The sequence below is a fragment of the Actinomadura rubrisoli genome (assembly GCF_004349215.1).
GTDB lineage: Bacteria > Actinomycetota > Actinomycetes > Streptosporangiales > Streptosporangiaceae > Spirillospora > Spirillospora rubrisoli.
On record NZ_SMKU01000149.1, the window covers coordinates 1 to 22,577 of the forward strand.

22 protein-coding genes and 1 pseudogene are annotated in these 22,577 nt (G+C 70.7%); 2 read left to right on the forward strand and 21 right to left on the reverse strand.

Annotated elements, in window-relative coordinates:
• The 19 genes and pseudogenes from E1298_RS25405 to E1298_RS25495 all read right to left on the reverse strand — a co-directional run.
• A partial coding sequence (locus tag E1298_RS25405) for a polyprenyl synthetase family protein (protein WP_131897484.1) occupies positions 1 to 927 on the reverse strand: 927 nt, incomplete at its 3' end.
• A 10-nt stretch (positions 928 to 937) separates the two neighbouring features.
• Positions 938 to 2,536 carry an NADH-quinone oxidoreductase subunit NuoN gene (gene nuoN / locus E1298_RS25410; protein ID WP_131897485.1) on the reverse strand — a complete coding sequence of 533 codons (1,599 nt, stop codon included), beginning with the start codon at positions 2,534 to 2,536 and terminating at the stop codon, positions 938 to 940.
• A complete protein-coding gene (locus E1298_RS25415) occupies positions 2,533 to 4,125 on the reverse strand; it encodes an NADH-quinone oxidoreductase subunit M (protein WP_131897486.1) in 1,593 nt (530 codons plus the stop codon). The genes nuoN and E1298_RS25415 overlap by 4 nt, the downstream gene beginning before the upstream one ends.
• Positions 4,122 to 6,038, reverse strand: coding sequence for an NADH-quinone oxidoreductase subunit L (gene nuoL / locus E1298_RS25420; RefSeq protein ID WP_131897487.1), 1,917 nt, complete (start codon positions 6,036 to 6,038; stop codon positions 4,122 to 4,124). Before nuoL ends, E1298_RS25415 begins: the two co-directional genes overlap by 4 nt.
• 10 nt (positions 6,039 to 6,048) lie before the next feature.
• Positions 6,049 to 6,348 (reverse strand): NADH-quinone oxidoreductase subunit NuoK, encoded by a 300-nt coding sequence (gene nuoK, locus E1298_RS25425; protein ID WP_131897488.1) that lies wholly within the window; start codon positions 6,346 to 6,348, stop codon positions 6,049 to 6,051.
• Positions 6,345 to 7,292, reverse strand: a complete 948-nt coding sequence (locus tag E1298_RS25430; RefSeq protein ID WP_131897489.1) for an NADH-quinone oxidoreductase subunit J — start codon at positions 7,290 to 7,292, stop codon at positions 6,345 to 6,347. Before E1298_RS25430 ends, nuoK begins: the two co-directional genes overlap by 4 nt.
• Positions 7,289 to 7,849 (reverse strand): NADH-quinone oxidoreductase subunit NuoI, encoded by a 561-nt coding sequence (gene nuoI / locus E1298_RS25435; protein ID WP_243725795.1) that lies wholly within the window; start codon positions 7,847 to 7,849, stop codon positions 7,289 to 7,291. The genes E1298_RS25430 and nuoI overlap by 4 nt, the downstream gene beginning before the upstream one ends.
• Positions 7,850 to 7,892: 43 nt before the next feature.
• Positions 7,893 to 9,248: an NADH-quinone oxidoreductase subunit NuoH gene (nuoH, locus tag E1298_RS25440; protein ID WP_131897491.1), complete on the reverse strand. Its 1,356-nt coding sequence runs from the start codon at positions 9,246 to 9,248 to the stop codon at positions 7,893 to 7,895.
• Positions 9,245 to 11,713 (reverse strand): NADH-quinone oxidoreductase subunit G, encoded by a 2,469-nt coding sequence (locus E1298_RS25445; RefSeq protein ID WP_131897492.1) that lies wholly within the window; start codon positions 11,711 to 11,713, stop codon positions 9,245 to 9,247. Before E1298_RS25445 ends, nuoH begins: the two co-directional genes overlap by 4 nt.
• The gene (nuoF, locus tag E1298_RS25450) at positions 11,710 to 13,008 is read right to left on the reverse strand and encodes an NADH-quinone oxidoreductase subunit NuoF (RefSeq protein ID WP_131897494.1); all 1,299 of its coding nucleotides are present in this window, start codon (positions 13,006 to 13,008) and stop codon (positions 11,710 to 11,712) included. Before nuoF ends, E1298_RS25445 begins: the two co-directional genes overlap by 4 nt.
• A 179-nt stretch (positions 13,009 to 13,187) precedes the next feature.
• A pseudogene (gene nuoE, locus E1298_RS25455) lies at positions 13,188 to 13,838 on the reverse strand (NADH-quinone oxidoreductase subunit NuoE); the annotation flags it as partial.
• Positions 13,835 to 15,109 (reverse strand): NADH-quinone oxidoreductase subunit D, encoded by a 1,275-nt coding sequence (locus tag E1298_RS25460; RefSeq protein ID WP_207944832.1) that lies wholly within the window; start codon positions 15,107 to 15,109, stop codon positions 13,835 to 13,837. The gene E1298_RS25460 and the pseudogene nuoE, both read right to left, overlap by 4 nt.
• A gap of 68 nt (positions 15,110 to 15,177) precedes the next feature.
• Complete coding sequence (locus tag E1298_RS25465; RefSeq protein WP_131897500.1) at positions 15,178 to 15,954, reverse strand: NADH-quinone oxidoreductase subunit C; 777 nt, start codon at positions 15,952 to 15,954, stop codon at positions 15,178 to 15,180.
• On the reverse strand, positions 15,951 to 16,499 hold the full coding sequence (locus tag E1298_RS25470) for a NuoB/complex I 20 kDa subunit family protein (RefSeq protein WP_131897502.1): 549 nt from the start codon (positions 16,497 to 16,499) through the stop codon (positions 15,951 to 15,953). The genes E1298_RS25465 and E1298_RS25470 overlap by 4 nt, the downstream gene beginning before the upstream one ends.
• 1 nt (position 16,500) lies before the next feature.
• Positions 16,501 to 16,860 (reverse strand): NADH-quinone oxidoreductase subunit A, encoded by a 360-nt coding sequence (locus tag E1298_RS25475; RefSeq protein WP_131897505.1) that lies wholly within the window; start codon positions 16,858 to 16,860, stop codon positions 16,501 to 16,503.
• 163 nt (positions 16,861 to 17,023) lie between these two features.
• A complete protein-coding gene (locus tag E1298_RS25480) occupies positions 17,024 to 18,280 on the reverse strand; it encodes a geranylgeranyl reductase family protein (protein ID WP_131897507.1) in 1,257 nt (418 codons plus the stop codon).
• Positions 18,281 to 18,419: 139 nt separating this feature from the next.
• Positions 18,420 to 19,121, reverse strand: a complete 702-nt coding sequence (locus E1298_RS25485; protein WP_131897509.1) for a demethylmenaquinone methyltransferase — start codon at positions 19,119 to 19,121, stop codon at positions 18,420 to 18,422.
• An 89-nt stretch (positions 19,122 to 19,210) separates the two neighbouring features.
• On the reverse strand, positions 19,211 to 19,450 hold the full coding sequence (locus E1298_RS25490; protein ID WP_131897511.1) for a DUF4229 domain-containing protein: 240 nt from the start codon (positions 19,448 to 19,450) through the stop codon (positions 19,211 to 19,213).
• A gap of 34 nt (positions 19,451 to 19,484) precedes the next feature.
• Complete coding sequence (locus E1298_RS25495; protein WP_131897513.1) at positions 19,485 to 20,444, reverse strand: threonine ammonia-lyase; 960 nt, start codon at positions 20,442 to 20,444, stop codon at positions 19,485 to 19,487.
• A 256-nt stretch (positions 20,445 to 20,700) separates the two neighbouring features.
• Here E1298_RS25495 and E1298_RS25500 point away from each other — a divergent pair, with 256 nt between their 5' ends.
• The gene (locus E1298_RS25500; protein ID WP_021593176.1) at positions 20,701 to 20,904 is read left to right on the forward strand and encodes a BldC family transcriptional regulator; all 204 of its coding nucleotides are present in this window, start codon (positions 20,701 to 20,703) and stop codon (positions 20,902 to 20,904) included.
• A gap of 64 nt (positions 20,905 to 20,968) precedes the next feature.
• Here E1298_RS25500 and E1298_RS25505 read toward each other — a convergent pair whose 3' ends face one another.
• Entirely contained in the window at positions 20,969 to 21,187 is a 219-nt protein-coding gene (locus E1298_RS25505) for a hypothetical protein (RefSeq protein ID WP_341770648.1), read from the reverse strand.
• Positions 21,188 to 21,274: 87 nt separating this feature from the next.
• Positions 21,275 to 22,261, reverse strand: a complete 987-nt coding sequence (locus tag E1298_RS25510) for a hypothetical protein (protein WP_131897517.1) — start codon at positions 22,259 to 22,261, stop codon at positions 21,275 to 21,277.
• A 115-nt stretch (positions 22,262 to 22,376) separates the two neighbouring features.
• On the opposite strand from E1298_RS25510, the gene E1298_RS25515 reads away from it, so the two are divergent.
• On the forward strand, positions 22,377 to 22,577 hold a 201-nt coding region (locus E1298_RS25515; RefSeq protein WP_207944831.1), incomplete at its 3' end, for a PLDc N-terminal domain-containing protein.

Sequence of the window (22,577 nt, forward strand, 5' to 3'; positions counted from 1 at the left end):
GTCTTCGGCCCAGCGGCGGAGGTCGGCGCGGGCGCGGTCCATGGCGGGGTGGGCGCGCAGGAGGGTGAGGGCCTCGGTGTGGAGGGCGTCGTCGGTGAGGTCCTGGACGAGCAGCTCGCGGAGGCGGGCGTCGGCCGGGCCGGAGCCGATGCCGGCGAGGACGTGGTGCATGGGGAGGGTGCGGATGCCCTCGCGCAGGTCGGTGCCGGGGGTCTTGCCGGACTGCTCGGCCTCGGAGTCGATGTCCAGGATGTCGTCCGACAGCTGGAACGCGACGCCGATCTTCTCGCAGGCGGAGGTGATGGTGTCGACGATGTGCGGGGGCGCGCCGGACAGCAGGGCGCCGAACTGGCCGGAGACGGCGATCAGCGATGCGGTCTTGTCGGCGACGACCTGGAGGTAGTGCTTAAGGGAGTCGGTGTCGGGGGGAGGGCCGACGGTCTCCTGGATCTGGCCGCGGACGAGGCGGGCGAACGCGCGGGCCTGGATGCGGACGGCCTCGGGGCCGAGGTCGGCGAGCAGGTCGGACGCGCGGGCGAACAGGTAGTCGCCGGTGAGGATCGCGACGGTGTTGGTCCAGCGGGAGTTGGCCGACTGCCGGCCGCGGCGGACGGTCGCCTCGTCCATGACGTCGTCGTGGTAGAGGGTGCCGAGGTGGGTCAGCTCGACCACCACCGCGGCCGGGACGACGCCGGACGCGGCGGGGTCACCGAAGTGGGAGGCGAGCAGCACCAGCATGGGGCGAAACCGCTTGCCGCCGGCCTCGACGAGGTGCTTGGACGCCTGGGTGAGCAGCGGGTCCTCGCCTTGGACGGACTCCAGGAGCAGCGCCTCGACGGCGGCGAGGCGCTCCCTGGCGTCGGCCGCGAGCGCCGCAGCGACGGGAAGCCCGAACGGGCCGGACTCCTCAGCGAAAGCGTTGCTCACCCATGACCCCCTACCGGACGAACATATGTGTCGTGGCGTGTCCCGCAAGGTCCAGGATGGGCTGGGGGAGCACTCCGAGTACAACAGTAGCCGTCAGCCCGAGCGCGACCGCCGCCGCGGTCGCCGGTCCCGCCACGACCGTGGGGCCGTCCGCCTCGGGCTCGCTGAAGAACATGACGACGATCACACGGACGTAGAAGAACGCGGCCACGGCGGAGGAGACGACGCCGACGATGACCAGCGGGGTGGCGCCGCCCTCGACGGCCGCCTTGAACACCGCGAACTTGCCGGTGAAGCCGCTGGTCAGCGGGATCCCCGCGAAGGCCAGCAGGAAGAAGGCGAACACCCCGGCGACCACCGGGGAGCGCTTGCCGAGCCCGGCCCAGCGCGACAGGTGCGCGGCCTCGCCGGCCGCGTCCCGGACCATGGTGATCACCGCGAAGGCGCCGATCGTGGTGAAGCCGTAGGCCGCGAGGTAGAACAGCGTGCTGGACAGGCCGTTCTGGGACGTGGCGATGACGCCGGTGAGCAGGAAGCCCGCGTGCGCGATCGAGGAGTAGGCCAGCATCCGCTTGAGGTCGGTCTGGGTGATGGCGATGACCGCGCCGATGACCATTGTGAGAATCGCCACACCCCACATGACGGGCCGCCAGTCCCACTTCAGCGTCTCGAAGCCCACGTAGTAGACGCGCAGGATCGCGCCGAACGCGGCGACGAGGGTGCAGGACGCCATCAGCGCCGTGATCGGGGTCGGGGCGCCCTGGTAGACGTCCGGCTTCCACATGTGGAACGGGACCGCGCCGAGCTTGAACAGCAGGCCGACCGACAGCAGCGCGACGCCGGCGAGCAGCAGCGTCTCGCTGCCCGCGTCCTTGCTGATCTGCGCGGAGATGTCGGCCAGCTTGACCGATCCGGCGTAGCCGTACAGCAGCGCCGTCCCGTACAGGAAGAAGGCGGAGGAGAACGCGCCGAGCAGGAAGTACTTGACCGCGGCCTCCTGCGACAGCAGGCGCCGCCGGCGGGCCAGGCCGCACAGCAGGTACAGCGGCAGCGACATGACCTCCAGCGCCACGAACATCGTGAGCAGGTCGTTGGAGGCGGGGAACATCAGCATGCCGCCGACCGCGAACATCATCAGCGGGAACACCTCGGTCTGGGTGAACCCGGCGTCGGCGCTGCGCTGCTCGGCCTCGCTGCCCGGGAGCGCGGACGCCTGCGCGGCGAAGTGGCCGCCCACGGCGCCGGCGGTGCCGGTCCCGCGCTCGGCGACCAGCAGGAGGCAGACGAGCGCGAGCACCAGGATGGTGCCCTGGAGGAAGAGGGTCGGGCCGTCCACGCCGAGCGCGCCCTCGGCCGCGACGTGGTGCGGGTTGTCGCGCCAGCCCAGCGCGACCGTCCACGCGAACGCGCCCGCCAGCGCGAGGAACGCGAGCGGCACCTGCACGTGGTAGCGCCAGGTGCGGCCGACGAACGCCTCGGCCAGGACGCCGACGACGGCGATGCCGAGCACCAGCAGCATCGGGCCGATCTGCCCGTACTCGATGTGCGGCGCCTGAATGTCACCACCCCCCTGGGCCAGGGCGGCGCTCACCTGACTGGTGCTGCTCATGGACGGGCTCCGTTCTCGGCGACGTTGCCGGTGATCTTCGGCGCGGGATCATGCCGGTCGATCCGGGCCAGCGTCTGCTTCACCGATGGGTTGATGACGTGCAGCACCGGCTGCGGGAAGAAGCCCATCGCCACGATGATCGCGATGAGCGGCGCGACCGTCCACTTCTCCCGGGCCGTGAGGTCCTTCATGCCCTCGACCGCCGGGGTCTTGGGCCCGCCCATGGTCCGCTGGTACATCCACAGGATGTAGATGGCGGCGAGGACGACGCCGCTGACGGCGAGGACGGCGGCCCAGCGGTAGCGGCTGAACGTCCCGACCAGGACGAGGAACTCCGAGACGAACGGGGACAGACCGGGCAGCGACAGCCCGGACAGCCCCGCGACGAGGAACGTCCCGGCGAGGACGGGCGCGACCTTCTGCACGCCGCCGTAGTCGCCGATCCTCGCCGACCGCCGCCGGACGATCATGAAGCCGACGACGAGGAACAGCGCGCCGGTGGAGAAGCCGTGGTTGACCATGTAGAGCGCGGCGCCGGACTGCCCCTGCGAGGTCATCGCGAAGATGCCGAGCACGATGAACCCGAAGTGCGACACCGAGGTGTAGGCGATCAGGCGCTTGAGGTCGACCTGCCCGATCGCGAGGACGGCGCCGTAGATGATGCTGAGGACGGCGAATCCGAGCACGACCGGCGTGGCCCACTTGGCGGCGCCGGGGAACAACTCCAGGCAGAACCGCAGCATCCCGTACGTGCCGACCTTGTCGAGCACGCCGACGATCAGCACGAGCGCGCCCGCCGGGGACTGCTGCGCCGCGTCCGGCAGCCAGGTGTGGACGGGCACCATCGGCGCCTTGATCGCGAACGCGATGAAGAAGCCGAGGAACAGCCACCGGGCGGTCGTCGGGTCGATGTTCATCTTCGACAGCTCGTCGAACATGAACGTCCCGTGCCCTAGCCCGCCCTCGCTCGCCGGCTTGCTCGACAGCGGGTAGAGCCAGATGACCGCGACGAGCATCAGCAGGCCGCCGAACAGCGAGTAGAGCAGGAACTTCACCGCGGCGTAGGAGCGCTGCGCGCCGCCGTAGTACCCGATGATGAAGTACACCGGGATGAGCATCGCCTCGAAGAAGACGTAGAAGAGGAAGACGTCGGTCGCCGCGAAGACGCCGATCATCGCCGCTTCCAGCGACAGCAGCAGCGCCATGTACGTCTTCACCGAGCGGCGCGTCCCGCCCTCGGCGGGGGCGTCGACGCCGCCGGAGCGGTCGCTCTCGTTCCAGGACGCGAGGATGACCAGCGGGACGAGGATCACCGACAGGACGATCAGCACGAGCGCGACGCCGTCGACGCCGAGCGCCCAGTGGACGCCGAACTCCTTGATCCACCAGTACTTCTCGTCGAACTGGAACCGCGCGCCGTCCGCGTCGAAGCGCGCCGCCATCACCAGGGCGAGCACCCCGACCACGAGGGACACGCCGAGCGCGAACTGCTTGACGAGGGTCTCGCGCTCACGTGGCAGCAGCGCCACGAGGAACGCGCCGACCAGCGGCAGCCCGATGAGGACGCTCAGCCAGGGAAAGTCACTCAAGACACATTCACCACCAGGAGCGCCGCCACGATGAGTGCCGCGCCGAAGAACATGGAAAGTGCGTAGGACCGGACGAAGCCGGTCTGCAGCCGCCGGACCCGGCCGGAGCTGCCTCCGACGCCCGCAGCGAGACCGTTGACGGCGCCGTCGACGCCGCGTCCGTCGAACCAGACCGCGAGGCGGGTCAGCCACTGGCCGGGGCGCATGAGCAGCGACTCGTTGAGCGCGTCGCCGTAGAGGTCCTTGCGGGCCGCGACGGTGACGAACGAGCCGGCGGGCGCCTCGCGCGGCACCTTCCGGCTGCCGTACTGCCGCCAGGCGATGCCGGCGCCGACGAGCATCAGCACGAACGTGGCGGCGCCCGGCGCCGTGATCCACTTGAAGCTGTGCTCGTGCTCGGGCGCGCCGACGACCGGCTCCAGGAAGTCGGAGAACCCGCCGAGGACGAGGAACCCGCCGGCGCCGATCGAGCCGACCGCCAGCAGGACCAGCGGGACGGTCATGACCTTCGGCGACTCGTGCGGGTGGACGCCGTCCGCCCAGCGCTTCTCGCCGAAGAACGTCATGAACATCACGCGCGACATGTAGTAGGCGGTGATGCCCGCGCCGACCAGCGCGCACGTGCCGAGGACCGCCCCGGACGTGCCGCCCTTGTCGTAGGCGGCCTCGATGATGCCGTCCTTGGTGAACCAGCCGGACAGGCCGGGGAACCCGATGATGGCGAGGTACCCGAGCCCGAACGTGGCGTAGGTGACGACCATCATCGAGCGGAGCGCGCCGTAGTGGCGCATGTTCACGTCGTCCTTCATGCCGTGCATGACGGAGCCGGCGCCGAGGAACAGGCCGGCCTTGAAGAAGCCGTGCGCGATCAGGTGCGCGATGGCGAAGACGTACCCGGGCTTGCCGAGCCCGGCGGCGAGGTGCATGTAGCCGATCTGCGACATCGTCGAGCCCGCGAGGGCCTTCTTGATGTCGTCCTTGCCGCACCCGATGATCGCACCGGCGAGCAGTGTGGCCGCGCCGACGATCGTCACCACCAGTTGCGCGGTCTCCGACATCTCGAAGATCGGCGCGGACCGGACGATCAGGTAGACGCCGGCGGTCACCATGGTCGCGGCGTGGATGAGGGCCGACACCGGGGTCGGGCCCTCCATCGCGTCCAGCAGCCAGGACTGCAGCGGGAGCTGCGCCGACTTGCCGCAGGCGCCGAGCAGGAGCAGCAGGCCGATGGCCGTGGCGGTCCCGGTGCCGAGCTTGGCGGCGAGGCCGACGTGCTCGGCGCCGGTGCCGAGGACCTGGTCGAAGCCGATCGTCCCGAACGTCTGGAACATCAGCGCGATCGCCAGGATCAGGCCGAGGTCGCCGACGCGGTTGACGACGAACGCCTTCTTGGCGGCGGTCGCGGCGGTCGGCTTGTACTGCCAGAACCCGATCAGCAGGTACGAGGCGAGGCCCACGCCCTCCCAGCCGAGGAAGGTGACCAGGTAGTTGCCGCCGAGCACCAGCAGCAGCATCGCCGCCACGAACAGGTTCAGGTAGGCGAAGAACCGGCGCCGCTCGGGGTCGTCGGCCATGTAGCCGATCGAGTAGATGTGGATGAGCGAGCCCACCCCGGTGATCAGCAGGACGAAGCTGATGGACAGCGGGTCCACCAGCAGGTCCATGCCGACCTTGAACGTGCCGACGTCGATGAAGTCCCACAGGTGCTGGGTGCGGCGCCGCTCCTCGGCGTCGTACCCGAGCATCTGGACGAACATCGCCGCGCCGACCGCGAACGACGCCAGCGACATGGTGACGCCGAGCAGGTGCCCCCACCTGTCGGTGCGCCGCCCTCCGAGCAGGAGGACCGCGGCGCCCGCGAGCGGGAGCGCGATGAGAAGCCAGGACGCGGCCTGGATTCCTTCCGCTTTCATCCTCGGCCTCTCAGTACTTCAGCAGGTTCGCGTCGTCCACCGACGAGGACCTGCGGGTCCGGAAGATGGTCATGATGATCGCCAGGCCCACCACGACCTCCGCGGCGGCCACCACCATCACGAAGAAGGCGATGATCTGGCCGTCGAGCGTGCCGTGCATGCGGGAGAACGACACGAACGCCAGGTTGGTGGCGTTCAGCATCAGCTCGACGCACATGAACACCACGATCGCGTTGCGGCGCACGAGGACGCCGAGGGCTCCGATGGTGAACAGGATCGCCGAGAGCGCCAGGTAGTGCCCCGGACTCATTGACCAGCCTCGCCTTCGCTGTCGGTGCCGGACGCGGGGCCGCCCGCGGCGCCCGTCCCGGCCTTGACGACGCGCGACTCGGCGCCCGCGTCCTCGGCCTCCCCGGTCACGGCCTTCACCGCCGCCACGTCCCGGTCGACCGCCTCCTGCTCGGTGCCGCCGTACAGGTCGGCGTGCCGCTCGGAGGTGTCGCTCCGGGCCGCGATGATCGGGTTGACCGACAGCTCCGAGGGCGTCCCGTCGGGCAGCAGCGCCGGCATGTCGACGGCGTTGTGCCGGGCGTAGGTGCCGGGGCCGGGCAGCGGGCCCGGGTGCCCGCCGGAGGCGAACCGCTCCCGGGACAGGTCGCGCTGTGTGGTCTTCGGCCCGGTCCGCTCGCGGTGCGCGAGCACCATCGCGCCGAGCGCCGCGGTGATCAGCAGGGCGCTGGTCGCCTCGAACGCGAACACGTACTTGGTGAACAGCAGCTTCGCCAGCCCGACGACGTTGCCGTCGCCGTTCGCCGACTTCAGCCCGGCGGAGTCGCCGAGCGAGGCGTTCCCGAGGCCGACCGCCAGCAGGACGACGAACCCGATCGCGCCGAGGGACGCCCACAGGCGCTGTCCCCTGATCGTCTCCACGAGCGAGTCCGTGGACCCGACGCCGACGAGCATCATCACGAACAGGAACAGCATCAGCACGGCGCCGGTGTAGACGATCACCTGGACGAACGCCAGGAACGGCGCGTTCTGGATCGCGTACAGCGCCGCCAGCGACAGCATCACGACCGCCAGCAGCAGCGCCGAGTGCACCGCCTTCCGCATGAAGATCATGCCGAGGGCGGCGCAGACCGACACGACGGCCAGCAGCCAGAAGAAGAACGGCTCGCCGGACTGCTTGTCGGCGACATGCCCGGCGAGGGCGTGCCCGGCGGCGGCGTGCCCGGCGAGGAGGTGGGCGGTCACTTGGCCTCACCGCCCTTGCGGCGGCGCTCGCGCTTGGCCGCGTTGGCCGCGTTGTCGGCGCTCGCCCGTCCGCCGCCCTCGGCGGGGACGGCCGGGCCCTCGTCGGGCTGGAGGCCGAGGCGGTAGTACTCCTCCTCGGTGTCGCCGAGCCGCATCTCGTGCGGCGGCTGCTCCATGCCCTCGCGCAGCGGCGCCAGCAGCATGTCCTTGGTGTAGATCAGGCTCTCGCGGCTGTCGTCGGCGAGCTCGTACTCGTTGGTCATCGTGAGCGCCCGGGTGGGGCACGCCTCGATGCACAGGCCGCAGAGGATGCAGCGCAGGTAGTTGATCTGGTAGATGCGGCCGTACCGCTCGCCGGGCGAGTAGCGCTCGTCCGCGGTGTTGTCGGCGCCCTCGACGAAGATGGCGTCGGCGGGACAGGCCCAGGCGCACAGCTCGCAGCCGATGCACTTCTCCAGGCCGTCCGGCCACCGGTTGAGCTGGTGCCGCCCGTGGAAGCGCGGGGCGGTCGGCTTCTTCACCTCGGGGTACTGAACGGTCTCGCTCTTGGTGAACATCTGGTGGAACGAGACCCCGAACCCCTTGACCGGATTCAGGAAATCAGTGAGTCCCACTGGTGACCTCCTCAGGAGGGGTGTTGATCGTGGACGGCCCCGCGGACCGGAGGCCGCGCCCGTGGTAGTGCGGCGCGTCCATCGGCGGGACCGGGAACCCGCCGGCGGCGGGGTCGCCTGCCGCGTCGCGGTCCATGCCCGGCACGATCTCCCCCTCGCCGTCGCCGTCGCCCCGGAGCGTCTCCCAGATCACCGTGGCCACCAGCACGACGGCGGCCACCACGGCGGCGCCGATGAAGATCTTCTGCACGTCGTAGCCCTCGTTGCGCAGGGCCTTGACGGTGGACACCAGCAGGATCCAGCCGAGCGAGAAGGGCATCAGCACCTTCCAGCCGAGCTTCATGAGCTGGTCGTAGCGCACGCGCGGCAGCGAGCCGCGCAGCCAGATGAAGAAGAAGATGAACAGCCACAGCTTGGCCAGGAACCACAGCACCGGCCACCAGCCGGCGTTCGCGCCCTCCCACACCGTGGAGATCGGCGCGGGCGCGCGCCAGCCGCCGAGGAACAGCGTCGTGGCGAGGGCCGACAGCGTCGCGAGGTTGATGTACTCCGCCAGGAAGAACATCGCGAACTTCAGCGACGAGTACTCGGTGTGGAAGCCCCCGACCAGCTCGCCCTCGCCTTCGGGCAGGTCGAACGGGATGCGGTTCGACTCGCCCATCATCGTGATGACGTACACGATGAAGGACGGGGCCAGCAGCACCACGAACCACTTGTTGTGCTGCGCCGCGACGATGTCCGAGGTGGACATCGACCCGGCGAACAGGAACACCGCCACGAACGACAGCCCCATCGCGATCTCGTAGGAGATCACCTGGGCGGACGAGCGGAGCCCGCCGAGCAGCGAGTACGGCGACATCGACGACCAGCCGGCCAGCACGATCCCGTACACGCCCATCGACGACATCGCCAGCACCAGCAGCACCGCGACGGGCAGGTCGGTGCCCTGCAGCGCCGTCTGGTGGCCGAACACCGACACGTTCGGGCCGAACGGGATGATGATGAAGGAGATGAACGCCGGCACCGCCGACATGATCGGCGCCAGGATGAACACGATCTTGTCGACCTGGCGGGGGACGATGTCCTCCTTCAGGGCCAGCTTCACGCCGTCCGCGAGGCCCTGGAGCAGCCCGAACGGGCCGGCGCGGTTCGGGCCGACGCGCAGCTGCATCCGGCCGATGACGCGCCGCTCGACCCACATCGACAGCAGGACGGTCAGCACCAGGAACACGAAGATGACCAGGACCTTGCCGCCGATCAGCCACCACGGGTCCTTGCCGAAGCTCGTCTCCAGGGTGGGGTCCTTCGCGGCCGCCGCCGCCACGAGCGAGTGCGGACTCATCGGGAGCCTCCAGCGGTGTTCTCGGTCGCGCTCGCGAGCGCGCCGCCCGCGATCCGGGCGACGCCCCCCGCGACCGCCCCCAGGTCCCGGTGCAGGCTACAGCCCGCCGAGTTCGTGGGCAGCCAGACGACCCGGTCGGGCAGGTCGGCGGTGATCTCCAGCGGAAGCGTGACCTCGCCGCGCTCCGCCGACACCGTGACCGCGTCCGTCGCGCCGATCTCGGCGGCCGTCGCGGGCGACAGCCGGGCGACCGCGGGCTTGGCGGTGCCCGCGAGGAACGGCTCGCCGTCCTGCAGCCGTCCCCGGTCGAGCAGCAGCCGCCAGGTCGCGACCAGCGCCTCGCCGCGCTCGGGGCGCGGCGGCAGCACCTGCGGCACGTTCGGCGCCTCGGGGCGCTCGCCCCGGTAGGCGCCCAGCCCGGCCAGCTCGCGGCGCGCCGCCTCCGGTCCGGGCAGCCCCAGGTGGACGTCCATTTCGTTCGCCAGCGCGTCCAGGACCCGCAGGTCGGACATCCGCCCGGCGGACTTCAGGACGACGTCGAACGGGCGGCCGCGGCCCTCCCAGTCGACGAACGTGCCGGCCTTCTCGGCGACGGCCGCGACGGGCAGCACCACATCGGCGCGGTCGGTGACCGCGCTCGGCCGCTGCTCCAGGCTCACCACGAACGGGGCGGCCTCCAGCGCCCGCAGCGCCGCCTCGGGGTCGGCCAGGTCGCCGGGGTCGACGCCGCCGACCAGCAGCGCCGCGCGCCGTCCGGCCAGGGTCTCGGCGAGGATCGCGTCGGTGCCCCGCCCGGGCGCGGCGGGCAGCTCGGCGACGCCCCAGGTGCGGGCCACCTCGGCCCGCGCCTCGGGGTCGGCGGCGGGACGGCCGATCGGCAGCAGCCCGGGCAGCGCCCCGGCCTCGATCGCGCCGCGCTCCCCGGCCCGGCGCGGCACCCAGGCCAGCCGGGCGCCGGTCACCTGCGCCAGCCGGACGACCGCCGTCAGCGCGCCGGGGCTGGTCGCCAGCCGCTCCCCCACCATGATCACGGCACCGGGCGCCTCCATCTGCGTCCGGACGTCCGCGACGGCGTCGTCGCCGATGAGCGCGCCGAGCGTCTCGGCCTCGCCGCCCGGCTGCGTCGGCAGCAGCGTGCCGCCGACCTTGCGAAGGCCGCGGGTGGTGAACGGCGCGGCCGAGTAGACCTTCAGCCGGTTCTTGCGGAACGCCTTGCGGAGCCGCAGGAACACGATCGGCGACTCCTCCTCCGGCTCGAACCCGGCGAGCAGCACCGCGGGCGCCTTCTCCAGGTCGGAGTAGGACACCTCGATGGGACGGCCCGCGACGGAGGAGGCGAGGAAGTCCGACTCCTCGTCCGACATCGGGCGGGCCCGGAAGTCGACGTCGTTGGTGCCGAGCGCGATCCGGGCGAACTTGGCGTAGGCGTAGGCGTCCTCCAGGGTCACCCGCCCGCCGGCCAGCACGCCGGCCGAGCCCCGCGCCGCCGCGAGCCCGCGGGCCGCGATGGAGAGCGCCTCGGGCCACGACGCGGTCTCCAACTCCCCGGCCGCGTTCCGGACGAGCGGGTGCGTGAGCCGCTCGGGCTGCGTGGCGTAGGTGAACGCCCAGCGGCCCTTGTCACAGTTCCACTCCTCGTTCACCTGCGGGTCGTCCCCGGCCAGCCGCCGCGTGATCTTCCCGCGCCGGTGGTCGGTGCGCAGCGCGCAGCCGGACGCGCAGTGCTCGCACGTGCTCGGCTGCGACACGAGGTCGAACGGCCGCGACCGGAACCGGTAGGCGGCGCCGGTCAGCGCGCCCACCGGGCAGATCTGCACGGTGTTGCCGGAGAAGTACGACTGGAACGGCTTGCCGTCCGCCGTGCCGACCTGCTCCTTCGCGCCGCGGTCGAGCAGGTCGATGAACGCGTCGCCGGCGATCTGGTCGGAGAACCGGGTGCAGCGGGCGCACTGGATGCAGCGCTCCCGGTCGAGCAGCACCTGGCTGGACAGCGGCAGCGGCTTGGGGAAGGTCCGCTTGGTCTCGGTGAAGCGGGTCTCGCCGCGCCCGTTCGACATCGCCTGGTTCTGCAGCGGGCACTCGCCGCCCTTGTCGCAGACCGGGCAGTCCAGCGGGTGGTTGATGAGCAGCAGCTCCATCACGCCGTGCTGGGCCTTGTCGGCCACCGGCGAGGTGAGCTGGGTCTTGATGACCATGCCCGGCATCACGGTGGTCGTGCAGGACGCCTGCGGCTTGGGCATCCCGCGCCCGTTCCCGGCGTCCGGGATCTCCACCAGGCACTGGCGGCAGGCGCCGACCGGGTCCAGCAGCGGATGGTCGCAGAACCGCGGGATCTGGATGCCGAGCAGCTCGGCGGCCCGGATGATCAGCGTGCCCTTGGGCACCTCGATCTTGAAGCCGTCGATGGTGACGGCGATCAGGTCCTCGCGCCTTTCCACCGCCGACTTGTCGTCGGTGACCGTCACTTGGCACCTCCCCAGAGGGTGGACTTGGACGGGTCGAACGGACAGCCGCCCTGCTCGAAGTGCTGGAGGTACTCGTCCCGGAACAGCTTGATGGACGAGACGACCGGGCTCGTCGCGCCGTCGCCCAGCGCGCAGAACGAGCGGCCGAGGATGTTGTCGGACAGGTCGAGGAGCGTCTCCAGGTCCTTCTCCTCGCCCTGGCCCGCCTCCAGCCGCTTGAGCATCTGCTTGTACCAGTAGGTGCCCTCGCGGCACGGCGTGCATTTGCCGCACGACTCGTGCGCGTAGAACTCCGACCAGCGCAGGACGGCCCGGACGACGCAGGTCGTCTCGTCGAAGATCTGCAGGGCCCGGGTGCCGAGCATGGACCCGGCCGCGCCGACGGACTCGAAGTCCAGCGGCACGTCCAGGTGCTCGTCGGTGAAGATCGGCGTGGACGAGCCGCCCGGCGTCCAGAACTTCAGCCGGTGCCCGGCGCGGACGCCGCCCGCCATGTCGAGCAGCTCCCGCAGCGTGATGCCGAGCGGCGCCTCGTACTGGCCGGGCCGCGTGACGTGCCCCGACAGCGAGAAGATCCCGAACCCCTGGGACTTCTCGGTGCCCATCGAGGCGAACCAGTCGGCGCCGTTCCCCACGATCGAGGGAACCGACGCGATCGACTCGACGTTGTTGATGACAGTGGGCCCGCCGTACAGGCCCGCCACGGCAGGGAAGGGGGGCTTGAGCCTGGGCTGGCCGCGGAACCCCTCCAGGGAGTCCAGCAGCGCCGTCTCCTCGCCGCAGATGTAGGCCCCGGCGCCGCTGTGCACGACCACGTCCAGGTCGTAGCCGGAGCCGAGGATGTCCTTGCCGAGGTAGCCGGCCTCGTACGCCTCCGCCACCGCCTGCTGGAGGCGGCGGATCACGTGCAGGACCTCGCCGCGCACGTAGATGAACGCGTGGTTGGACTTGATCGCGTACGAGCTGATGATGACGCCCTCGATCAGGACGTGCGGGTTCGCCAGCATCAGCGGGATGTCCTTGCACGTGCCCGGCTCGGACTCGTCGGCGTTCACGACCAGGTACCGCGGGTTCGGGCTGCTCGGCGGCAGGAACCCCCACTTCATGCCGGTGGGGAAGCCCGCGCCGCCGCGGCCGCGCAGGCCGGAGTCCTTGACGGCCTGGACGATCTCGTCCGGCTCCATCCCGAACGCCGTGCGCAGCGCCTTGTAGCCGCCCTCGCGCTCGTAGCCCGCACGGGTGAAGGAGTCGGCCTGGTCCCAGTTTTTGGTGAGGATCGGGGTGAGCGTGGTCACTGGTTGCGCCCCTCCTGGCTGCCGGGCTTGGCCGCGCCGCCGATGGGCTTGCCCGGCTCGTTCGGCGGCGGATCGCTGATGTCGCCCGGCTTGACCGGCTCGTCCGGCCGCTCGCGGTCGGCATCGGCCTCCTGCCCCTGGGGGGACGACCCCCCAGACCCCCCGGCAACCGCAGTTGACGGCGCCGTCCAGCCGCGCTCGTTCGCCAGCTTCAGCCCTCGCAGCGACTCCGGCCCGGCCTGGACGCCCTCGTGGGCGCGCCCGTCGGGGAAGCCCGCGAGAATCCGGGAGGCGTCCTTCCAGCCGCACAGCTTTTCCGGCCCGCGTGAAGGAAGCACTTCCTCACCGGCGCGCAGGTCGTCGACCAGCCGCTTCGCCTTCTTGGGAGTCATGTTGTCGAAGAACTCCCAGTTGACCATCATCACCGGCGCGAAGTCGCAGGCGGCGTTGCACTCGATCCGCTCCAGGCTGACCTTGCCGTCCGCGGTGGCCTCGTCGTGGCCCACCCCGACGTGCTCGCTCAGCTCGTCCCAGATCTGGTCGCCGCCCATGACCGCGCACAGCGTGTTGATGCAGACGCCGACGTGGTACTCCCCGACCGGCGCGTGCTTGTACTGCGTGTAGAACGTGGCGACGCCCGTCACCTGCGTTGCGGTGATGCCCAGCTGCTCGGCGCAGAAGTCGATGCCGTGCTCGGTGATGTGCCCGTCCACCGACTGCACCAGGTGCAGCAGCGGCAGCAGCGCCGACCTCGGCCGGGGATACCGGCCGATGATCTCCTTGGCGTCCCGTTCCAGCCTCTCGCGTACCTCGGGTTCGTACGCCGTCATCGGTCCACTCCCCCCATGACCGGGTCGATGCTGGCCACGGCGGCGATGACGTCGGCGATCATGCCGCCTTCGGCCATGGCCGGGGCGGCCTGAAGGTTGACGAAGGACGGCTCGCGGAAGTGCACGCGGTACGGGCGGGTGCCGCCGTCGCTGACCACGTGCGCGCCGAGCTCGCCGCGCGGCGACTCGATGGGCGAGTACGCCTGGCCCGCCGGGACCCGGAAGCCCTCGGTCACCAGCTTGAAGTGGTGGATCAGCGCCTCCATCGAGGTGCCCATGATGTGCGCGATGTGGCGGGGCGAGTTGCCCATGCCGTCCGCGCCGATCGCGAGCTGCGCCGGCCAGCCGATCTTCTTGTCCTCGATCATCACCGGGCCCTTGACCGACTGCAGCCGGTCCAGGCACTGCTCGACGATCTTCAGTGACTCCTCCATCTCCTCCATGCGGACGAGATAGCGGCCGTAGACGTCGCAGGTGTCCTGCGTCGGCACCTTGAAGTCGTAGGTCTCGTAGCCGCAGTAGGGCTGCGACTTGCGCAGGTCCCACGGCAGACCGGTCGCGCGGAGCACCGGGCCGGTGACGCCGAGGGCCATGCAGCCGGTGAGGTCGAGGTAGGCGATGTCCTTCGTCCGCGCCTTGTAGACGTGGTTGTCGTCCATCAGCTTGCGGAGCGCCTGGAGCCGCTTCGGCATCCGGTCCAGGTAGTCGCGGATCTTGCTGCTCGCCCCGCTCGGCAGGTCCTGCGCGACGCCGCCCGGACGGACGTAGGCCATGTTCATCCGCAGGCCCGTGACCTCCTCGAAGAGGTCGAGGGTGTACTCGCGCTCGATGAACCCGTTGAGCATGACGGTCGTCGCGCCGAGCTCCAGCCCGAACGTGGCGATCGCGACGAGGTGCGAGGAGATCCGGTTGAGCTCCATCATCATCACGCGGATGATCTGGGCCCGCTCCGGGATCCGGTCGGTGATGCCGAGCAGCTTCTCCACGCCCAGGCAGTACGCCGTCTCGTTGAAGATCGGCGCGAGGTAGTCCATCCGGGTGCAGAACGTGGTGCCCTGCGTCCAGGTGCGGAACTCCATGTTCTTCTCGATGCCGGTGTGCAGGTAGCCGATGCCCACCCGGCACTCGTTCACCGTCTCGCCGTCCAGCGTGAGGATCAGCCGGAGCACTCCGTGCGTGGACGGGTGCTGCGGGCCCATGTTGACGACGAGCCGCTCGTCGCCGAGGTCCTCGGCGCCGGACACGACCTGGTCCCAGTCCTGCCCGCCCACGTCGAAGACCCGGCCCTCGGCCGCCTCGTCGGCGGCGTAGGCGTCGTATTCGGTGTACTTGGTGGAGCTCACGTGTACGACCTCCGCTCGTCCGGCGGGGGGATCTCCGCGCCGCGGTACTCGACGGGGATGCCGCCGAGGGGGTAGTCCTTGCGCTGCGGATGGCCGACCCAGTCGTCGGGCATCTCGATGCGCGTCAGCGCCGGATGGCCGTCGTACACGATCCCGAAGAAGTCGTAGGTCTCCCGCTCGTGCCAGTCGCTCGTCGGGTAGACCGGCACCAGCGACGGCACGTGCGGGTCGGCGTCGGGGCAGGTCACCTCCAGCCGGACGCGCCGGTTGTGGGTGATCGACAGCAGGTGCACGACCGAGTGCAGCTCGGCGCCGGTGTCCTGCGGGTAGTGCACGCCCGACACGCCGGAGCACAGCTCGAAGCGCAGGGACGGCTCGTCCCGCATGGTGCGCGCGACGTCGGCCAGGTGCTCGCGCTTGACGAAGAACGTCAGCTCGCCGCGGTCGACGACGACGCGCTCGATCGCGTCGCCGAAGTCCGGCAGCGCCCGCTCCGGGGACGATTCCGCTCCCAGGGCGCGCTCCAGCTCGTCGGCGATCTCGTCGAACTCGCCCGGCTCGGCGGCGTCGCCCGGCCCGCCGTACGGGCGTGGCGCGGTCACCTTGGGGCTCTGCCGGACGATCAGCCCCCCGTACCCGGAGGTGTCGCCGGTGGTCTTGGCGCCGAACATGCCCGTCCGGGCGACCGGTTGCTCCCGGCGCTCCTCCTCGGCCCGCGCGGGGAGCTGGTCGGCGGCCTGCTCGGCCTTCTGCTCGGGATGCTGGGAGCTCATGAGGCCCCCTGTCCGAGCAAGGGCAGCCGCCGGCGCTTGGCCTCTTCCAGCTCGGCGATCTGCTTCTCGCGCTGCGGTCCGAGCTTGGTGTTCTGGATCTTGTCGTGCAGCTTGAGGATCGCGTCCAGCAGCATCTCCGGCCGCGGCGGGCAGCCGGGCAGGTAGATGTCCACCGGGACGATGTGGTCCACGCCCTGCACGATCGCGTAGTTGTTGAACATGCCGCCGGACGAGGCGCACACGCCCATCGCGATGACCCACTTGGGCTCGGTCATCTGGTCGTAGATCTGCCGCAGGACCGGCGCCATCTTCTGGCTCACCCGGCCCGCGACGATCATCAGGTCGGCCTGCCGCGGCGTCGCCGAGGCGCGCTCCATCCCCCACCGGGAGAAGTCGTGCCGCGGGTCGCCGGTCGCCATCATCTCGATCGCGCAACACGCGAGGCCGAACGTCGCCGGCCATACCGAGCTCTTGCGCGCCCAGCCGGCGACCTGCTCGACCGTGGTCAGCAGGAACCCGCTGGGGAGTTTCTCCTCAAGACCCATCTCAGTCCCACTCCAGACCACCGCGTCGCCAGATGTAGGCGTACGCGACGAGCACTGTGACGATGAAAAGGACCATCTCCACCAGGCCGAACATCCCCATGTGGTCGAAGGCGACCGCCCAGGGGTACAGGAAGATGATCTCGATGTCGAAGACGATGAACAGCATCGCCGTCAGGTAGTACTTGATCGGGAAACGCCCGCCGCCGACCGGCTGCGGGGTCGGCTCGATGCCGCACTCGTAGGCGTCCAGCCGCGCGCGGTTCCACCTCTTCGGCCCCGTGAGGGCGGCCATCGCCACCGAGCCGGCGGCGAAGGCGAAGGCGAGCAGTCCCAGCACGATGATCGGAACATAGAGATCCATGTCTCTACAGCCCCTCCTCGGTTCGTACGGCGCTGTACGGGGCGGCGTTGCCCATCGCGGGCCCGTGGCACCTGCCGCGGACACGGGTCGCCACCCTAGCCAAGGTGATCAATAGCACTCCCCTCAGGGGGTCGGGTCGGCTCGTTCACGAAGTGCCTTCCACTCATGCCGCCGGAGCCACCTTCTGCATCGCGTTGATCACGCGGTCCATCGCGTCGCCGCCCTTGGGATCGGTCAGGTTGGCGAGCAGCTTCAGCGTGAAGCGCATCAGCGTCGGGTGGGGCAGGCCGTGGGCGGTGAGGAACTTCATGACGCGGGGGTCCCCGATGGCCTGGACGAACACGCGGGCCAGCGTGAAATAGCCGCCGTGCTCGTCCTTGAGGATCCGCGGGTACTCATACAGCGTCCGCTCGCGCTGCGCGGGGGTGCGGCGGGCGAGCGCCTGCACCATGATGTCGGCGGCCAGCCGGCCGGACTCCAGCGCGTAGTCGATGCCCTCGCCGTTGAACGGGTTGATCATGCCGCCGGCGTCGCCGACGAGCAGCATGCCGCGCGTGTAGTGCGGCTGCCGGTTGAAGCCCATGGGGAGCGCAGCGCCGCGGATGCGGCTCGTGGCGTGCTCCTCGTCGAACCGCCAGTCCTCGGGCATCTGCGCGCACCAGCGCTGGAGCATGCCGCGGTAGTCGACGTTCTGGAACGACTTGCTGGTGTTGAGCAGGCCGAGACCGACGTTGGACGTGCCGTCGCCGACGCCGAAGACCCAGCCGTAGCCGGGCAGCAGGCGCTCGCCGTCCCACAGCTCCAGCCACGCCTCCATGTAGTCGTCGTCGTGGCGCGGCGTCTGGAAGTAGCGGCGGACGGCCACGCCCAGCGGACGGTCCTCGCGCCGCCGAAGGCCCATCGCCAGCGAGAGCCGGGTGGAGTTCCCGTCGGCCGCGACGACCAGCGGCGCGTGGAACTCGGTGTCCTCGTCCTCGTACCGGGCGGTGACCCCGGTGATGCGGTCGGTGCGCTCGTCCAGGATCGGGCCGGTCACGTTGCAGCCCTGCAGCAGCCGGGCGCCGGCCTTGGCGGCGTGCTCGGCGAGCAGCTGGTCGAAGTCGGTGCGCTTGCGGACGAGCCCGAAGTCGGGGAAGCTCGCGAGCTCCGGCCAGGGCAGCTCGACCTTGACGCCGCCGCCGTAGATGCGCAGCCCCTTGTTGCGCCCCCAGCCGGGGTCGTTGACGTCGACGCCCATGCCGATGAGCGCGCGGACGGCGCGCGGGGTCAGCCCGTCGCCGCAGATCTTGTCGCGCGGGAACGTGGACTTCTCCAGCAGCAGCACGTCCAGGCCCGTCTGGGCGAGCCAGTAGGCGGTCGACGCCCCTGCGGGGCCGGCCCCGACGACGATGACATCCGCGTGTCGGGTGGAGTCGGTCACGGCGTTCCTCTTTAAGCTCGTTCGCTTGTGAAGTACTTCACAAGGATCCGGTGGGGAGTCTATTCCTTTATCACGGTCCGTGGGTACTTCTCGGCCGCTCTGATTTTGGACCGGTCCGAAATCCACTGTCCGTCCTGGATCATCCCGGATTGGTGGCATGGTGCAGTGCCGCGACCCCGAACGTGAGGTCCCGCCATCGCACCGCGTTCCAGCCCGCGCCCTGGATGAGGCGGGCCAGTTCCGCCTGGTCGGGCCACGCGAGCGTCGACTCGGCCAGGTAGTGGTAGGAGTCGGGATTGGAGCTGACCCGCGCCAGCATCGGCAGCCCGTATCTGAGGTGCGTCCGGTGCCCGAGCGCCAGCAGCGCGTTCGGCGGATGGCTCACCTCGCAGACCAGCAGCCGCCCGCCGGGCCGCGCCACCCGCCGCAGCTCGCGCAGCGCGCGGCCGGTGTCGGCGACGTTGCGCAGGCCGAAGGAGATGGTGACCGCGTCGAAGGAGCCGTCCGCGAAGGGAAGGCGCAGCGCGTCGCCCGCGACGAAGCTCAGCCGCCGGACGCCCTCCTGCCGCCGGACGCCCACGCGGAGCATGCCGAGGGAGAAGTCGCAGGCGACGGTGTCGGCCCCGGCCTGGGCGAACGGCACCGAGGACGTCCCGGTGCCGGCGGCGAGGTCCAGGACCCGCTCCCCGGGCCGCGCGTCCAGCGCCCGGACGACCGCCCTGCGCCAGCGCCTGTCCTGGCCGCCGGTCATGAGCGTGTTCAGCAGGTCGTACCGCTCGGCGGTGCCGTCGAACATCGCCGCCACGTCGGCCGGCTGCTTGTCGAGAGAGGCGCGGGTCATGTCTTCAAGCGTAGGGCTTCCGCGACCTGGGTCATTCGCCCCCGCCCCCGTTCAGGCGTCGTCCCGGCGCGCGCTCGGCGGGCGCCTTGTCAGGCGTCTTCCTTGGCGCGGGACTCCTCGAACTTGCTGTGCCGCCGGCGCACGCCCGTGACGACCGCCGCGGACACCTTGTCGCGCTGGCTGGACAGCAGAACGAAGCTGACGACACCGCTGATCAGCAGCGCCAGCATCAGCAGGAGGAACCCGCGGGCCCCGAACAGCGCCAGCACGCCCGCGGTGGCCACGAAGATCAGCAGCCGCGCGGCGGTATAGAAGAGTACGGATCGCATGACGCTTCGAGCCTACCCGCCCCCTTCCGGCAGGTCACTTCAGGATGTCCCGGAACAGGGCCGGGTCCACGTTGCCGCCGGACAGGACCGACACATATGTCCGCGCGGCGGGCAACTCGTCACGGTGGTAGAGATAGGCGGCCGTGGCGACGGCGCCGCCGGGCTCGGCGATGAGGCGCGCCTCGCGCGCCAGCCGCCGCATCGCCAGCCTGATCTCGTCGTCGGTCACCGTGACGATGCCGTCCACGAGCGCCCGCATGTGCGCGAAGGGAAGATCGCCGACCTGCTGGACGCGGAGCGCGTCGGCGATCGTCCGGCCCGTCCGCTCGGCGGCCCAGGAGACCGGGCGCCCCTCGCGCAGGGAGTCGCGCGCGTCGGCGGCCAGCTCGGGCTCGACGCCGATCACCCTGGCCTCCGGCCGCAGCGCCTTGACGGCCGTGGCGATCCCGGAGACGAGCCCGCCGCCGCTCACCGGGACGAGCACCACGTCCACGTCAGGGCGGTCCTGGACGATCTCCAGCCCGACGGTGCCCTGGCCCGCGATCACGCGCCGGTCGTCGTACGGCGGGACCAGCGTGAACCCGTGCGCGGACGCGAGCTTGGCCGCCGTCCCGGCGCGGGCCTCCACGGTCGGCTCGACGTACACGATCTCGGCGCCGAGCGCGATGCACGCCTCCACCTTCACACCGGGCGTGGTGTGCGGCATGACCAGAACCGCCCGGATGCCGAGCGCGCGCGCCGTGTAGGCGACGGCCCGCGCGTGGTTGCCGCTGGAATGCGTCACGACGCCGCGCTCCCGCACGTCCCCGGGGAGGGAGGAGATCGTGGCGTAGGCCCCGCGCAGCTTGAAGGCGCCGACCGGCTGGAGCGATTCGGGCTTCACCAGCAGCGACGCGTCCCCCACCGGGAACGGGACGAGCGGTGTGCGGACGGTGACGCCCTCCAGCCGCCCGGCGGCGCGCTCGATCTCCGCCAGGGATACAAGATCGGACATGTCCGGGAGACTATTCGGTCTCCCGGACACAATGCTTCACGCATGTGTCAACCGCCCGTTGCAGGCGTGACACGGCTGGTCAACCGGGGTCTGCGTGGCACAGGCGCACGACACCCCGTGCACGTCCCGTCATCCGGCCAGCTCGTCCGATTACCCAGCGTGATGTTTTGCGAAAACAAGGGAGAAATCGGTCTTGACCCGCCACACTGTAAACAGTCCACCCGCGCCGAGAGCGGGACAAAGGGGGAGAGAAAACGTGGAGAGCACGAGCGAGCGCCTGCTGACTCCAGGAGAGGTCGCCGCCCTCTTCCGGGTCGATCCGAAGACGGTGACCCGCTGGGCAGCGGCGGGCCGGATCAGCAGCATCAGGACGCCGGGGGGCCACCGCCGATTTCGTGAGTCCGAGGTCCACGCGCTGCTGCGCGGCGAGGAGCCGGTCGCCGAGCACTCGGCCCGCTGAGCAGGGCTCCCGTCCTTCCAGGACCGCCGCCACGGCGGCCGGGGCGCGCGCCGGGGAGCCCGCCCTAGTCCTCCGTCCGGCCCGACTTCCACTCTTCGAAGCGCTGGAGCAGATCCGCGTCCTCGTCCCGCCAGCGGCGGCGCTTTTCCTCCAGTTCCTGCTCGGTGAGCGACTGGCCGAGCAACCGGTCGTAGTCGGGATCGTCCGGGCCTATCTCGACGTACGCGTCGGCGATGATCCGTCCCTCGCCCTCACCGGGGTCGGCGAGGACACTGTGGGGCACTCGGAGTGTGCCATCGGGGAGCCGGATCACGTACATCGTCGATCACCCTCGGTGTCCATCGGCTTCGCCGTCTGCCATCACGGTGTCCTAGATCCCGTACCTGCGGTTGAAGAAGAGCATGACCTCAAGCGCCGTCCGAATGTTGCCGGCGAGCATATCCACCAAAGCCGGGCGCTGCCGGGAGGAGATCGCCGCGAACGCGTCCGCGAAGAACTCCCGCCTCCCGAGGGCGTCGGGCTGCTTGTGGAAGTCACTCGACAGGTGCGGCCTGCACTGCTCGTACAGCCGCCGGAACGCCGGGCTGTCGGAGGTCCACGCGCCGTCGTCGCCGTCGATGTCGTCGAGCGCGTGCCCGACCTCGTGGAGCATGACGTCCGGCGTGGGCGACGGCCGGTCGCCCACGACGATCTTGCGGTCCCCGTAGGCCCCGGCGCAGATGTCCCAGGTCGCGCGGCCCGAAGGCAGCGGACGGTCGTGCAGGTGCCCCATGTCGTCCAGCTGCGGAACGCCGCCGGGCCCCACGTAGATCCCGTCGAGCCCGCGCGCGAGCTTGTCCTTGAGCACCTCGGGCAGCGAGGCAAGGCTGTCGACGGCCCGGACGACCTCCGGCGTCGGCGGCCCGAGCCGCGCGTCCCACTGCCGGTAGATGATCCCCTCCAGCACGCCGCAGTTCCGGCGGCCGTCCGCGGCGTGCGGCACGCCCGGAGGGTACGGCTCCACGCGCTGCGGCTCGTCGAGCTCGAAGTCGCGCCACGAGTAGTCGCCCGCCCCTGGCCGCCCGGTGCCGCGCCGCGCGTACCTCCCGGCGATCGTGTCCACGGCGCCCTGCCCCTCGCCCGGACGATCCGTACCGGCGCCGAGCGCGAAGTCGTCGTCCCGTCCCGCCTTGCGGAACCGGCCGAACCGGTCGCGGGGCTGGTTGCTGCGCGGCCGCACCTGCCGCGCGTCCGGCCGCTGCCCCTGCTCCGGGGGCGAGGGCGAGTACGCGGCGTCGTCCTTGCCGGCCGGCCCGCCCCGGGCGGCCTCCCGATTCCTCAGCTCCCGGGGCTTGCGGTGGATGCCTTTGAAGCGCATCAGGCTCCTCTGTCAGCGGGGGCCCTCGGTCTCGACGGGCGACCGGCCCCCGAGGCAGGGTAAGCCTCAATCCGACACGTCGTCATCCCCACGAGTCACCGGCTACCCTCTGGGCATGGCATTTGTGCTGGTCACGTTGTTGTTGCTAGGTATCTGGCTTTTCTGCCTCTTGGACGTCCTCAGTACCGACGAGTCCGAAATGCGGCACCTGTCGAAGCCCGCCTGGTTCCTCGTCACCCTCCTGGGCTTCCTGCTCGGCGCGCTCCTCTGGCTCCTGGACGGCCGCCCCCGAGGCCCCAGAACCCCCCGTCCGCTC

Bases quoted from the DNA above. Each gene is read 5' to 3' on its own strand.
- nuoN (WP_131897485.1), bottom strand. From the start codon at position 2,536: ATGAGCAGCACCAGTCAGGTGAGCGCCGCCCTGGCCCAGGGGGGTGGT.
- nuoL (WP_131897487.1), bottom strand. From the start codon at position 6,038: ATGAAAGCGGAAGGAATCCAGGCCGCGTCCTGGCTTCTCATCGCGCTC.
- nuoK (WP_131897488.1), bottom strand. From the start codon at position 6,348: ATGAGTCCGGGGCACTACCTGGCGCTCTCGGCGATCCTGTTCACCATC.
- nuoI (WP_243725795.1), bottom strand. From the start codon at position 7,849: ATGTTCACCAAGAGCGAGACCGTTCAGTACCCCGAGGTGAAGAAGCCG.
- nuoH (WP_131897491.1), bottom strand. From the start codon at position 9,248: ATGAGTCCGCACTCGCTCGTGGCGGCGGCGGCCGCGAAGGACCCCACC.
- E1298_RS25465 (WP_131897500.1), bottom strand. From the start codon at position 15,954: ATGAGCTCCCAGCATCCCGAGCAGAAGGCCGAGCAGGCCGCCGACCAG.
- E1298_RS25470 (WP_131897502.1), bottom strand. From the start codon at position 16,499: ATGGGTCTTGAGGAGAAACTCCCCAGCGGGTTCCTGCTGACCACGGTC.
- E1298_RS25475 (WP_131897505.1), bottom strand. From the start codon at position 16,860: ATGGATCTCTATGTTCCGATCATCGTGCTGGGACTGCTCGCCTTCGCC.
- E1298_RS25485 (WP_131897509.1), bottom strand. From the start codon at position 19,121: ATGACCCGCGCCTCTCTCGACAAGCAGCCGGCCGACGTGGCGGCGATG.
- E1298_RS25490 (WP_131897511.1), bottom strand. From the start codon at position 19,450: ATGCGATCCGTACTCTTCTATACCGCCGCGCGGCTGCTGATCTTCGTG.
- E1298_RS25495 (WP_131897513.1), bottom strand. From the start codon at position 20,444: ATGTCCGATCTTGTATCCCTGGCGGAGATCGAGCGCGCCGCCGGGCGG.
- E1298_RS25510 (WP_131897517.1), bottom strand. From the start codon at position 22,261: ATGCGCTTCAAAGGCATCCACCGCAAGCCCCGGGAGCTGAGGAATCGG.